The following is a 13463-nucleotide window of genomic DNA, read 5'->3' as shown; positions in this document are numbered from 1 at the left end:
TCTTCGGAGCCTGATGGCTTTTTCGTTAATGGAACTGCTTATTGCATTATTCGTATTTTCTATTACCATCACTATAGCTTGGAGTTTGACAGGCTTGGCCTATAGAACTGAAAATTATTTTGATCGGGTGCTTAGTCAAAGAGTCAACTTTGAGAACGCTATGTCGCTATTAAGGTCTGATTTAAGTAATGCCGGAAAACCCATTAACTCAAGAAATTCTTTTCTCTTGCAAGATAAAGATGTCTCGCAAGAATTATTTTTTAAAAAGTATGTTATTTCACCCATTACTGAGCAACTCAGTGTGGCGGAAATCCGGTGGCTCTTTTCGGCGGAAGGCGTAACTAGATCAGTCGCAACAGATGCAGGATTTGATGAACTTCGTTTGGTGAAAGGCGAAGCTAAGCTAAGCGAAATGACTCAAAAGGCCTTTGGATTCCGTTTGCGTTTCCTGTACTCCAAGGTCCCAATAGAGCTTGTCGTAAACCTCGATTATCCGAAATGAGATTCGGTGCATTTATTCTACCTGTAGCGATCGCACCTCTACTATTGATTTCGGTGTTTGCTGCTCTTGCATATAAAGCTTTGAGTTCGGATATAGAAAATGCAATGGTTAGCGACAGCTATATGGAATATCAAAAAGCTGAACTGGAGCTTATTAATAAAGCGTTATTGAGTGATGTTTTGTCCGAAAAGAGGCTTATTTCTTATGACATCAACTTATCTGGACTTTACAATATCAGTCACCTAGTCAGGCGTGACGTGAACGGAAGTCCAGCGATTGATGAACGCGAAACTTTAATTGTTGCTAGGCTGTTTGAAAACTGTGAAGTGTCGCCCTTGTCAGTGTCAAAAGTTTCGAACTCCCTACTGTCTAGCTACCAAGCAAACTACGTTCCATCCTTATTGGAATTACTTAATAATGCTGGGTTTGAGGCAGATAAAATCGTCCAATTAATTAGCTGTATGCGCTTTGCTCCACCCCTTTACAAAATTAATATATCATTTTCGGATATAGGAACACTGGCAGCTTTATTCCATTTAGATAGAACTCAAGCTGTAAAACTGAAAAATTATATTGATAAAGAAATAATTTTTAATAAAGATGGCTTACTCAACTTTATGAATTCTCATTCTAAAAGTTCGCAAGTGAAAAATATAAATGACGTAATAATAGCCAATAAAATTGACCACGTTGCCACGATATTTGAAGAAAATGGAGAGACATTTGGCTTTGTTGATAAGTTACTATATCCGGAGTTAAACTGGACATTGAATTGGGCAATTTTTTTGTGGCTTCCGGAAGTGGTGTTTGATGCCTAAAGTTTGCAGAGTAATATCGTTTAATGAATTTGAGCTTTATTCGTTGCGAAAAGAGACTCTAGTTTATGAGCGAGCTTTAAGTAAAGAAGAAGTGTTAAGGATTAGAGGTATTAAATATGTGTTATTGTCTCCCAGTATTACCTTTTGGGAAACAGCATCAATGCCTAACAAAAAATTTAAGCCTAATGCAGAGATGTTTTTGTTCAACCATGCTTCTATTACCAAGATTAATGAAATTGTTTATACAGCGGCTGTTTTTGATAAACATTATTCTCAATGGTGGCAGGCATGGATCCTAAAGTCGGTTTATTCAGAAATTAAAACTATTCTTGGGGAATCGGCAGAATACGTATTTGAAGTTTTAGCTGTACAGCCTGAGTGTGACATATGTATTTGGAAGTCTGGACATCTCTTAATAAAGTCTGAAAAAAATACGCGAGAGATCAAATCTTCTCCCTCCGATTTATCTGAAGTCAGGAAGACACTTAATGAATTTAAATTTTCTTCCATTTCTAAAATCAGAGAGAAAAAAAAAGAGAACATACAATTAAGAAAACATATTTTTTTGAATATGTGCTTGATCATAATAGTTTTGTTAGTGAATACTGTAATTCATCAAGAGATAATTTTGAATAGGTTTAAGCCAGCAGCGACAGTTTTTAATAATGCTATATTGGCTGAAGTTATCCTTAAAGAAATTATCGAAGAAATACCTTCTGGCCAGATCAGACAAATTAAATTTTCCGATAAAGCTAACCGTGCCGAGTTATTTTTCAAAGATTTAAATCAAGTAAGAAGTTTTATTGAAGTAACTTCGGCCAAAAAAAAATTTGATGTATACATAAACAAAAAGGAAAATATCTTTAGCATCGGATACGGGAAAGGTACCGAACATGCTAAGATTAATTAAAGCTTGTCTATACCTGTTTTCTATCTGCTTATGTTCGTTTATTACGTTGGGTTTTTTGTGGACTGAAAAAACTAAGGCAACTTTTCTTGCTACGCAATATGCCTTTATGTTGGAGCCGGAAACACGTTTGAGTGACAAGGATTGGAGCGACTATTTTGGTGAAGCGGTCTCGGTTTCAACGGTTGGTAATGGTAAAGTCTTTGTCCTTTCACTTTCTAGTTCGTCAAATACAGGCACTAACGCCGTAATAGCGAAGATAAAAAAAATACAATACTTTCAGGTGCAGTCGGTGAAATTAGACATGGAAGCTAATAGCGATATGTTTAACTTAGAACTAGTGCTCTTGAATTCAGAGATGTAGCTGTCTTGTCTTATTTAATACTTAGCTTCTTCATAGCCTTTGCCTTTTTTAGATTGTGGAAAAAAACTAGTAAACCGTGGGTTTTGGTCTTTTTTTAATGCCAAGTTTGTATTTTTTTTGGCAGTTTGATTTTGAAAAATTAAACTCTAGTTCTTTCATGCTCCTAGTACTTTGGGTTTTATGGATGGAACTCGTCGGGGATGATCTCATTCATCTTTCAGTCAATAGTACCACCTTTTTTGGAGTTTTAGCATATACGCTTTCCTATGCGGTGACCACTGATCTGTCTGTAGAGCAAGTTTTTATGTCCTTGTTTTTGTTTTTGTTTATAACGGTAACATCAATTTTACTATCATGGTTTAAGAATGAAATTGTTCTAGGGCAAGCCGATCCTTATGCCATTTCAGTTTTAGCTTTGTTCATTGAATTTTCAGATGTTGGATTTTGGATTTTCATATTTTCGATCCTTGCCATCGTGCATTTGTATCTTCAAAAGCTGTATCAAAATGTTAATCGTGCAGCATTTATCCCTTTTATTTTTTCTTCTTGGATGTTGTTTTTTTAACAACTTAGCAAAAAACTTCTTAACGATTTTCTAAACAATATTTAGCAATAAAAGTTGAAGTTTCTATTTTAATAAAAGGAAACCTCACTTAAAATGAATCTTCTAAAGCTGCATCAACAAGAGGTTGATAAAGTGATAAATAAGCTATCTCAGCATCAGATTTTCTTTGATGGTATTTCCACATTATTGCGCTTCGACTTGTTTCTTTTACTTGACATCCAAAAACGATAATATCGGGATCACTCTCAATTTCGAAAACCGTTGTCAAACCTAAACTTTGGCAGGTTTTTGGTATTTTTTTCGCCGGCAATAAAGCTTTTGAGAAACTACGTGTAATCAACGGTGAAAGGCTGGAGTTTTCTGCTATTTGTAAAGCAGCATCATACATTTTTATTGCGTCGTGAGTTTTAAATAATCTGCGGGGAATTTCATCAAATGTATCACATCGAAAAGTATTATTATCTAAATCAAATTGGATTAGTTCATTAGTATTTTGATAAAACACGAGTGGACCATTTAAACGAAATCCAGCAGAACTAATTTTATTCGAAGGCGGTTTTATACAATTTTTAATTGAAGCAAATTGCGGTTTAACTTCCATACTGTCTGTGCATCCAAAACTGATAAGTAATAATGGTAAGCTCAAGGTAAACTGAATTCGTTTGATTAAGTTGATAATTTTCTTTCTCCTGCATGCGACAAAAAGCTTAACTAATAGTACAAGCGCAACCAAGGTCTTTTAACAAAATATGCATGATAAATAAAATGTAAATGGCGTTGCCATATTGATTAGCTATCTGCACGGAATGGAAGCGACTAACGTCATATGTTTGTATTTAAAAATATGCTAACTGGTCTATAAGCTCTTAAGTATCACTTTGAATGATGCATCAGGACATCGCCTTCATCAAGCCCAGCTTTTTCAACTGACGCAAAGCTTAAAAAAACCTCCACCGAAGAAAGGAGGGAGGCTGTTTTGGGTTATGCGTCAAAACTCATAGGGCGGACGGCCGCTATACGCAAAGCGGACATTTAACCGGATTGCAGCGAATGACTGCTAGGAGCCTTACCGATCTTCTTTACTTGAGCTAAAGTCCACTTTTGGGATGCGCACAGAATTTTCCAAGTAGCGCGAATCCCAAAGTCTTGAACGCTTTAAAACTCACTTTACAACATTAGTTTCCAGCGCGTTGTGCCATCGCTTCATGGACGGCTTGCATGCCACGATCAACCATGTCTGAGACTTCTGCGGCATGAATATATAGGGCTGCGACGACATCAGGATCAGTTGATGTTCCCACAACAACAATACCTTCATCAGCCACGTCAATTTGCGAGTGCATATCGGCTGTATTTGCAAACAGAATATCCAGCGTAGGGCTTTGGATGAAAATCTTGGGATCATCGCCGCGCTCTACGCGGTCTACCATTCCAACAATGTGACTGACCAGCACCGCGATAACATCTTCATCGGATGACCGCGTGACCGTTCGTATTCCAGCGTACCATCTAAGGGGCCTCGCGCATAGATATCTGTGGTGGCTATCTGGGTATGCTGAGCGGCGTTTCTGAAGGTCATTGGGTCAACAAGTGACTGGGCCTTAAGCGCGATTATGTGGTCGAGAAAAATCAATATTGGGGCCTTTGGGGACAACGCGTGAGGGATTGATGCTGTCATGGCTGGCATAATAATGCTCTTTGATATGTTGCATATTCACGGTTTCGGCAATGCCCGGTTGCTGATAAAGATCACGTAGATAGTTTGAGAGGTTGGGGTAATCAACAATGCGGCGCAGATTGCATTTGAAATGGCCCACATAAACGGGATCAAACCGGATCAATGTGGTGAACAACCGCCAATCCGCTTCGGTGATGTCTGCGCCAGTAAGATAGCGGTTTTTGGCTAAAACGCTCTCTAGCCAGTCAAGCGTATCAAATAAAGGCGTGATGGCGGCCTCATAAGCCGCTTGCGTGGTGGCAAAGCCGCAGCGATACACACCATTGTTCAGTGTGGCGTATATACGCTCATTCAGGGCCTCGATCTCTGGGCGTAGGGCGTTGGGATAATAATCGCCGGATTGCGCGCCCAACCCGTCAAATTCCGAATTGAACATTCGAATGATTTCAGAAGATTCATTGGAGACAATCGTACCAGTTTTCTTGTCCCATAGCACCGGAACCGTCACGCGGCCTGAATATTGCGCATCGGCTGCGGTGTAAATCTGATGCATGAGCTTGGCCCCATTCACGCTGTCTGGGATGACGCCATCGCCGGGCTCAAATGTCCAGCCGTTTTCGGCCATATACCAATGAACAATAGAGATTGAGATCATAGCTTCCAGACCCTTCAGCGCGCGAAAAATCAAGGTTCGATGCGCCCAGGGGCAGGCCAAAGACACATAAAGGTGATAGCGTCCCGCTTCTGCCTTGAAGCCCCCGGTGCCGCTTGGCCCGGCAGCGCCATCTGCGGTGATCCAGTTGCGGAATTGCGCCGCTTTGCGCACAAAATGCCCACCTTCTTTTTTGGTATCATACCACTGGTCGACCCATTTTCCCTCTTGCAACAATCCCATCTGATTTCCTTACTTTAATGGTCGTGTGGTTTGATAAATTGGTTATTGCGCAAATCGCTAAAAGCTTGCTGCAATTCTGCGCGCGTATTCATCACAATCGGCCCATGCCACGCCACGGGTTCTTGAATGGGCGATCCGGCCACCAGTAAAAAGCGCATGCCTTCGGGGCCGGCTTTTACAACAATCTCATCGCCCGTGCCAAAGCGCACCAATGTTCGATTGCCAGATAAATCGCGGATATTCAGTTCTTCGCCCATCACCTCTTTTTCCAGCAACACCCCATGGGGCGCCGAGGCATCGGCAAATTTCCCGGCGCCTTCAAATATATAGGCAAATGTATTGCGGTACGTATCGACTTTTAGAACCTTTTTGCGCCCCGCAGGGATGCTGATATCTAGATACAGCGGGTCGGCAGCGATCCCATCAACCGGGCCTTGTTTGCCCCAAAACTCTCCTGTGATGATCCGCACCACGCTGCCATCATCATCGATAATTTCGGGGATCTCTTTTGCGTTTACGTCTTGATAGCGCGGCTTTGTCATTTTTAAGCTGCCCGGCAAATTTGCCCAAAGCTGAAACCCATGCATTTGCCCCTTGGAATTTCCACTGGGCATTTCCTGATGCATGATCCCCGATCCGGCCGTCATCCATTGTACATCGCCCGCGCCCAAAGTGCCGGTGTTTCCCAAACTATCGCTATGGGCAACGGATCCATTCAACACATAGGTGATGGTTTCGATGCCCCGATGCGGGTGCCAGGGAAAGCCGCCTGCATAGGCGGCGGGGTTTTCGTTGCGGAAATCATCAAACAATAAAAAGGGATCATGCGCTTCTGGCTCATTAAAGCCAAAGGCGCGATGCAGATGCACGCCTGCCCCTTCCCGGGTTGGGGTGGCGGTGCTGGTTGAGATGGCCGGTCGAATTGACATAGAAGATTCCTCATGCTTGTCCTAAATCTATGAAATAGCCGCTTGCGTGAAGAATTCGAGTTCTAAAAATAAGAACGATAAGGGCTAATTCGGGTCAAGCGCCATGGGGGTCTCTGCAATTTCGAGAAATTTTCATGATTCAAGCGCTTAAAGGACTCTCGCAATTACTGGGTTTGCTCCCGCCAGTCGCGCACCGAGCGCATATTTTTTAACATTGCAGAGCAGTTCGCAGAAAAAGCGGCTGGTTTTTGGTCCTGCTGCCATGTTAGTTGAGCAGGAATACGAAACGTATGGCCCCCGCTTTCTAGCACCGGCGCAGGCTCTGAGGGAATAGAATTGCCTATTATTAGACAGTTTGCCGGTTATATTTTTTTGCCTTGAAAGATCTGGGCATAGCAGTGCGCCGATTTTTCAACGCTGATTGCAACAACGTCAAAATATCCGGCCGGCTGTGCTTGCCTTATTTTCTGCTCCGGCTCGATCAATGCACTTTTTTGTAATCACAATGAGCGCGCAGCATGGGTAGGCCCGTGTGATTCAATATGGGGTGGGGCGCCGAAAGCACGCGAAAGTCGGGCAAGGGGCTGTGACCTTGCTAAATCCGTCTGTTCGGGGCGTTTGGGCTGCGGGCGGATTTTGCTTTTTGGTGGGGCCTATAAAAGGCGGCGACCTTCACGGCCTTGCTTGTTTTGGCAAAGGCGTTAGACGCCCAAATAACTTTCTGTGATATCGCGCGTCAGATGGGCCATTGGCCCGGACCACACGGTTTTGCCGCGCTCTAAGATCACGGCTTTATCCGAGATAGCGCTCAGCTCTTTGAGCGATTTGTCGATCAGTAAAATAGCCAAGCCGGTTTGATGCTTTAGTTGCGAAATAGCCGCCCAGATTTCTTGTCGGATTAAGGGGGCCAAACCCTCAGTGGCTTCATCTAAGATCAAAAGCCGAGGGTTGGTCATCAAGGCCCGTCCGATCGCGAGCATCTGTTGCTCGCCGCCCGAGAGAGAGGCGGCGGATTGGTCGTGGCGTTCCTCTAGGCGGGGGAAGAGCTCTGCGACGCGGCTCAATGTCCAATGGCCGGGGCGGGACGCGGCGATCAGGTTCTCGCCCACGCTTAGATTGGTAAAGCAGCGGCGGCCCTCGGGAACCAACCCAACGCCTTTACGAGCCACTTGATGGCTCTGAAGCAGATGCAGGTTTTGACCTTCTAGCGTCAAACCGCCCTGCGAATTGATCATCCGACAAATGGCTTTAACCGTGGTAGATTTTCCCATTCCATTGCGCCCCATAAGCGCGGTGACTTCGCCCTCAGAAATGCTGAGATCAACCCCTGAAAGCGCTTGGCTGCTGCCATAAGAGGCGCGCAGGTTTTCCACCAATAAGAGGCTCATTCTGCCTCTCCTAGATAGGCTTCGCGCACCGCGCGATCGGCGCGGATCTCGCGGGCGCTTCCGGTGGCGATGATTTTTCCATAGACCAGCACACTGATCCGGTCGGCCAGCGCAAAAACGGCGTCCATATCATGCTCGACCAGCAAGATCGGCGCCTCGCTGCGCAATCCATCCAGAAATTTGGTCATTGTTTTAGAGCCTTCGCCGCCAAGCCCTGCCATCGGCTCATCCATGATGAAGGCTTTTGGTGCCAGGGTTAAGGCCACAGCTATTTCCAATTGGCGGCGTTGCCCATGGCTTAATTTTGCGCAGATCGTATCCTTTTGTTCCAAAAGGTTCACGCGCGCCAAAGCCAATTCTGCGCGCTCAATCAGCGCCTGTGTTTGCAAAGCAGGTCGCCAGAACCGCCAGGCTGAACGCATGGCTCCGATCCCCCCAAGCACAACATTTTGAAGAACCGTGTCTTCCATAGCAAGTTCTGAAATTTGAAAACTGCGGGCCAAGCCTAGGCGCGCGCGCGCCGCAGTCCCAAGCTGAGAAATATCTTTGCCCAGCAAATCCACCGAGCCGCTATCAGGCTGTAGGCTGCCGCATATTTGTTTGATCAAGGTTGATTTTCCTGCCCCGTTCGGGCCAATCACCGCGTGAATTTCCCCTGGCAGCAGCGTCACCGATACGCGATCGGTGGCGATCAAGGCGCCAAAGCTTTTCTGTAGCTTATGCGTGGCAAGAACCGGCTGGGCCATCACACTTTGGCTCCGTCTTTGCCGGTTAATAATCCAATCAGCCCGCCGCGCGCGAATAAAACGATGCAGAGCAGGATCAGGCCCAGATAGACGTGCCAAAACTCGGTCAACCCGCCCAAGAAATGTTCCAAAGCTACGAACATGCAGGCCCCGATTACAGGGCCCATCAAGCGTCCAACACCGCCGATTATGATCAGCACGATCAACTCTCCTGAAAGCTGCCAGCTGAACATTGTGGGCGATACAAACCGGTTAAGATCTGCAAATAAAGCACCAGCAAGCCCGGTGATCGCACCCGAGATCACAAAGGCCAGCAACCGCAGTTTCAGCGGCTCAATTCCAACGGCTTGCGCGCGCAACGGCGTTTGCCGCGCGGCATTCAGCGCCAGCCCAAAAGGCGCAGATTGCAGCTTGGATTTTATAAACAGCACGCTGCATAATAAGCCAAAACATAGGCAGAAGAATTGCAGGGGCTTTAACGTATTCAACCCTGGAAAATCGTTGCGCATATAGATCGATAATCCGTCTTCTCCGCCATATTGGGGCCAAGAAATACTGAAATAGTAGAATAATTGCCCGAAGGCGAGGGTGATCATAATGAAATAGACGCCTGAGGTCCGCAGCGAAAGCAGGCCAATAAAAAACGCGATAATGCCTGAAATCAGCATGGCAGAAAGCCAAATCACGGGCATAGATTTGCTGCCCTCTATCGAGACGAAACCCAAATCTAACGGGGTATAGGTTTGCGCATGACTGGCTAAAATGCCCATCACATAACCGCCAATACCAAAGAACACCGCATGTCCAAAGCTCACCAGCCCGCCGATTCCCAACGCAATATTCAAGCCGACCGCGGCCAGCGCAAGGATCACTGCGCGGGTGGCCAATGTGATCGTAAATGGCGCATCTGCTAGAAGCGCGGCAAGCGGCAGCGCAATCAGCCCCAGAAGAACCGCGGCGTTCAGATATGGCTCACGGAGCCTCATGCGCGGGCACCAAATAATCCGGTGGGCTTCCAAATCAGTACGCCGCCCATCAAAATATAGATACCCATAGAGGCAAAAGCCGATCCGGTTTTCTGCGCGCTGCCCGTTTCCATGAACCGCTTCAACAGCTCGGGCAGAAAAACCCCGCCAAGCGTGTCGGTGAGGCCAACCAAAAGCGCACCGATAAATGCCCCTCGGATCGAACCGATACCGCCGATCACGATCACCACAAACGCTAAAATAAGCACCGGTTCTCCCATCCCAACCTGCACCGATTGGATGGCACCAACCAAAGCTCCGGCGGTGCCAGCCAAGGCCGCGCCAAGCGCGAATACCAGCGTGTAGAGTTTTGAAATATCCACTCCGAGCGCGGCGATCATTTCGCGGTCATTTTCACCGGCGCGGATTTGGATGCCGATCCGGGTCTTTTCAATGAGGGCCCATAGCCCCAGTGCCACCGCCAGGCCAATCGCGATCAAGCTGAGGCGATAGAGCGGATATTGTATGCCACCGGGCAGGGCAATTGGCCCTGATAAAAGCGCGGGTATCTCTAAAAAAAGGGGAAAGGATCCAAACAGCCAGCGCGTGCCTTCCGAGAAGATCAGGATCAGGGCAAAAGTGGCCAGGACCTGATCCAAATGCGCGGCTTTATACAGCCGTCTGATCACCACAATTTCGATAATTGCACCGGCCAGCGCGGCAGCAATAAGCGCCGCGAGCAAGCCGATAAAGAAAGAGCCGGTCAGGCCGGCCATGCTGGCAGCGGCAAAGGCCCCCACCATGTAAAGCGATCCATGCGCCAGGTTGATCAATCCCATAACGCCAAAAATCAAGGTAAGACCGGCCGCCATTAAAAACAGCATAACGCCAAATTGCAGGCCGTTCAGAATTTGCTCGATGATAAGGATTGCGGACATTGAAACCCCAAAGTTTTGCGCGCCTGCGAGCAGGCACGCAAAAGACCACTTACATTTTGCAATCGCCCGCATAAGCATCTGAGTGGTTTTCGAAGGCCACCCCGATGATTTTATTGGTAAAGACATCCCCTTCTTGGATCACTTCGCGCGCGTAAATCGTTTGGATCGGGTGGTGGTTTGGCCCAAAAGCAAACGTCCCCCGCGTACTGTCAAAATTTGCGGCCCGCAGCGCGTCGCGGAAGCTATCGGCATCGGATGGATGGGCTGTTTCAAGCGCCGAAATCAGCAAATTGGCCGTATCAAACCCTTGGCTGGCATACAGCGATGGCAAGCGTCCATAGGCCGCCTGAAAGGTTTCAACAAAGGCCGCATTGGTCGGGTTGTCGATATCCTTATTCCATTGTGATGTGTTCACAACGCCCAACGCGGCCGCTCCCACGGCCTGTAAGATCCCTTGGTCAAAACTGAAGGCCGGGCCCACAACCGGGATATCAATGCCGCTATCTGCATATTGTTTCAAGAAAGAGATCCCCATGCCACCGGGCAAAAAGAAATAAACGCTGTCAGCGCCGCTGGCGCGGATTTGCGCGATTTCGGCCGCGTAATCGGTTTGCCCGAGCTTGGTGAAAACCTCTCCCGCCAGATCGCCAGTGTGAAAGCGCTTATACCCTGTCAAGGCGTCTTGCCCGGCGGGGTAATTGGGCGCCATGATGAAGCTATTTTTATACCCGGCGCTGTTGGCATAGGCGCCAGCCGCCTCGTGCAGATTGTCATTTTGCCATGCCACATTAAAGTAATTTTCATGGCAACCCCGACCTGCCAAAGGTGACGGGCCCGCATTTGGCGAAAGGTAAAACACGTTTTGATTGGTCACTGCCGGCACCACGGCCATTGCGAGGTTTGACCAGATAATCCCGGTCATAATATCAACTCGTTCGGATTGGATCATTTTATCCGACAGCTGGACCGCGATATCTGGTTTACGCTGATCATCTTCGATAACAACGTCGATATCGTTGCGGCCAGATTGTGCAATAGCCAGCATGAACCCATCGCGCACATCAATTCCAAGGCCGGCACCGCCGCCTGATAAAGTTGTGATCATACCGATTTTTACATCCGCAAACACGCTGGTTGCACCAAGCGCAAGCGCAGCCGTTGCCATCAGAAATTTATTCATTTTTTCCTCCCTTATATGGTCAATTAGAATGCTGAAAAAGTCAGCGTTGTCAGCGTTCGCTGAATACCCTCAATGGGGCCGATTAATTCATTGATATAGCGCCCAACATCTTTGCCCTCTGGCACGTAGATTTTCAGCAGCAAGTCAAAATCGCCACTGGTGGAATACATTTCAGAATGGACTTCCTTGAGGGATAGCGCATCCGCCACTTGATAGGTTTTTCCCGGTGCGCATCTTATTTGTATAAAAACGCATGTCATTCATATCTCTCCTGCAAGCGTTCAAGGTGATAGGCTTTATCGGCCCCCATTTTGCGGACGAGCCTTGATGATAGTGCAAGGTTTAAAAGAGGTCCATCGCTATGATCGGCCCCGTGCTGGCCGGTAAAGATCTGGACAAATTCAGATGGCTTGCGCGAAAGCCAACGCCGCACGTTGCAATGGCGCGCGGCGCTGAAATGCAGGTTGAAAAGTTAAAAAATTACCATTTTGGCGCTAAAAGATAGGGTCTGGCTGGTTTAACCTGATCAAACCGTTGCTCTCTTTTGCCGATTGCAGAGGTATATCGTTATGTTGGTTTTTTTAGCTGGGTGCGCTGCTGTTCGAGAAAGCTGCTCCGATCAGGCTGGGCATAAGCAAAAGATTAGGTTTTGTTATTATGCGAAGCGGCCTATAAAAAAGGAACAATCCAAAAAGAAGGTTTTACATGCTTGTTCCCCGCCAAAAAACACCCAATCTGAGCGTTCCAACGCTTGATCAAGGGCGCTTCGATCTTTCATCTGAAACGAGCCAACGCGGAACCGTGCTGTGCTTTTACCGCGGATTGCATTGTCCGCTTTGTGCAACCTATCTCAAAGAGTTTCAGGCCTTGGTGACTGCGTTTGCCGATCGCGGTGTAGGCACCATCGCTATCAGTTCTGACGGGCAAGAGCGTACCGAAAAAATGGCGCAGAAAATTGGCAACGATGGTTTGCGCTTTGGCTATTATATGCCTTTGTCGATGGCCCGTGACTGGGGGCTTTATATCTCGACATCACGCGGTAAAACCTCGATCGGTATAGAAGAGCCTAAGCTGTTTGCAGAGCCCGGTCTGTTCATGGTTTCACCCGATCAGACGCTTTATTATGCGTCGGTTCAAACGATGCCCTTCGTGCGGCCGCATTTTTCAGAGCTGATCGGCGCGCTTGATTTTATGATTGCAAATAATTACCCTGCGCGCGGTGAATATACCGGGCCTGTGTGACGCTGCAATAGAGGCCAGCGTTCAAAGCCTCCATTTTCAGGATATTTTGTGAGTTGAGGTTTGCGCGACAGGATAATCGGCAGAAGCTTCGTATGGAGAAGAGCCTCATATGAGCTGCTGATGGCCACTGCAAAGGTGCAGGTTTCTGCAGGCACCAATGAGAAACTGCCGTTCTTGGATGAAAATATGTTTATGGCGGGCTATGGCTGTCTCAGTGGTCGATTTTTTCGGGCAGAGACGCTGGTAGCCTGTTGTTGAAGCCGATCCAGGTTTAGCTTCATCCAATCTTATTTAACTGTTTTTCGAAGCGGTGATATGCGCACACAACAATCTCAGCCATTCGCCT

General features: G+C 47.0%; 17 protein-coding genes. 7 read left to right on the top strand and 10 right to left on the bottom strand.

All coding sequences use genetic code 11. The features are described from left to right. Positions 1-13 precede the first annotated feature (13 nt). The 5 genes from GN241_17275 to GN241_17255 all read left to right on the top strand — a co-directional run bounded on the left by GN241_17275 (position 14) and on the right by GN241_17255 (position 3156). Complete coding sequence (locus GN241_17275; GenBank protein XAT58956.1) at positions 14-502, top strand: hypothetical protein; 489 nt, start codon at positions 14-16, stop codon at positions 500-502. Next, entirely contained in the window at positions 499-1320 is an 822-nt protein-coding gene (locus tag GN241_17270) for a hypothetical protein (GenBank protein XAT58955.1), read from the top strand. The genes GN241_17275 and GN241_17270 overlap by 4 nt, the downstream gene beginning before the upstream one ends. Beyond that, positions 1313-2230: a hypothetical protein gene (locus GN241_17265; protein ID XAT58954.1), complete on the top strand. Its 918-nt coding sequence runs from the start codon at positions 1313-1315 to the stop codon at positions 2228-2230. The genes GN241_17270 and GN241_17265 overlap by 8 nt, the downstream gene beginning before the upstream one ends. Then, positions 2214-2591, top strand: a complete 378-nt coding sequence (locus GN241_17260) for a hypothetical protein (protein ID XAT58953.1) — start codon at positions 2214-2216, stop codon at positions 2589-2591. The genes GN241_17265 and GN241_17260 overlap by 17 nt, the downstream gene beginning before the upstream one ends. A gap of 76 nt (positions 2592-2667) precedes the next feature. Further along, entirely contained in the window at positions 2668-3156 is a 489-nt protein-coding gene (locus GN241_17255) for a hypothetical protein (protein XAT58952.1), read from the top strand. Positions 3157-3244: 88 nt separating this feature from the next. Here GN241_17255 and GN241_17250 read toward each other — a convergent pair whose 3' ends face one another. The 10 genes from GN241_17250 to GN241_17205 form a co-directional block, all read right to left on the bottom strand. Then, a complete protein-coding gene (locus tag GN241_17250; GenBank protein XAT58951.1) occupies positions 3245-3757 on the bottom strand; it encodes a hypothetical protein in 513 nt (170 codons plus the stop codon). Positions 3758-4331: 574 nt separating this feature from the next. Further along, a complete protein-coding gene (locus GN241_17245) occupies positions 4332-4610 on the bottom strand; it encodes a hypothetical protein (protein ID XAT58950.1) in 279 nt (92 codons plus the stop codon). 147 nt (positions 4611-4757) lie between these two features. Further along, positions 4758-5729 carry a glutathione S-transferase family protein gene (locus tag GN241_17240; protein ID XAT58949.1) on the bottom strand — a complete coding sequence of 324 codons (972 nt, stop codon included), beginning with the start codon at positions 5727-5729 and terminating at the stop codon, positions 4758-4760. Between the two features lie 14 nt (positions 5730-5743). Further along, entirely contained in the window at positions 5744-6658 is a 915-nt protein-coding gene (locus GN241_17235) for a pirin family protein (GenBank protein ID XAT58948.1), read from the bottom strand. A 701-nt stretch (positions 6659-7359) separates the two neighbouring features. Beyond that, positions 7360-8046, bottom strand: a complete 687-nt coding sequence (locus GN241_17230; protein ID XAT58947.1) for an ATP-binding cassette domain-containing protein — start codon at positions 8044-8046, stop codon at positions 7360-7362. Further along, the gene (locus GN241_17225) at positions 8043-8792 is read right to left on the bottom strand and encodes an ATP-binding cassette domain-containing protein (protein XAT58946.1); all 750 of its coding nucleotides are present in this window, start codon (positions 8790-8792) and stop codon (positions 8043-8045) included. Before GN241_17225 ends, GN241_17230 begins: the two co-directional genes overlap by 4 nt. Beyond that, entirely contained in the window at positions 8792-9778 is a 987-nt protein-coding gene (locus GN241_17220; GenBank protein ID XAT58945.1) for a branched-chain amino acid ABC transporter permease, read from the bottom strand. The genes GN241_17225 and GN241_17220 overlap by 1 nt, the downstream gene beginning before the upstream one ends. Next, positions 9775-10695 carry a branched-chain amino acid ABC transporter permease gene (locus GN241_17215; GenBank protein ID XAT58944.1) on the bottom strand — a complete coding sequence of 307 codons (921 nt, stop codon included), beginning with the start codon at positions 10693-10695 and terminating at the stop codon, positions 9775-9777. The genes GN241_17220 and GN241_17215 overlap by 4 nt, the downstream gene beginning before the upstream one ends. A 49-nt stretch (positions 10696-10744) precedes the next feature. Next, on the bottom strand, positions 10745-11875 hold the full coding sequence (locus tag GN241_17210) for an ABC transporter substrate-binding protein (protein XAT58943.1): 1131 nt from the start codon (positions 11873-11875) through the stop codon (positions 10745-10747). Positions 11876-11898: 23 nt separating this feature from the next. Next, the gene (locus tag GN241_17205; protein ID XAT58942.1) at positions 11899-12135 is read right to left on the bottom strand and encodes an Lrp/AsnC family transcriptional regulator; all 237 of its coding nucleotides are present in this window, start codon (positions 12133-12135) and stop codon (positions 11899-11901) included. 445 nt (positions 12136-12580) lie between these two features. Here GN241_17205 and GN241_17200 point away from each other — a divergent pair, with 445 nt between their 5' ends. After that, positions 12581-13117, top strand: coding sequence for a redoxin domain-containing protein (locus GN241_17200; protein XAT58941.1), 537 nt, complete (start codon positions 12581-12583; stop codon positions 13115-13117). 120 nt (positions 13118-13237) lie between these two features. Then, positions 13238-13375 carry a hypothetical protein gene (locus tag GN241_17195; protein XAT58940.1) on the top strand — a complete coding sequence of 46 codons (138 nt, stop codon included), beginning with the start codon at positions 13238-13240 and terminating at the stop codon, positions 13373-13375. Positions 13376-13463: the final 88 nt, after the last annotated feature.

The organism is Rhodobacteraceae bacterium IMCC1335 (assembly GCA_039640495.1).
In the GTDB taxonomy this organism is placed as follows: Bacteria; Pseudomonadota; Alphaproteobacteria; order Rhodobacterales; family Rhodobacteraceae; genus Thalassovivens.
The sequence above is the reverse complement of the archived record's forward strand: the minus strand, read 5'-3'. Positions and strand labels throughout refer to the sequence as shown.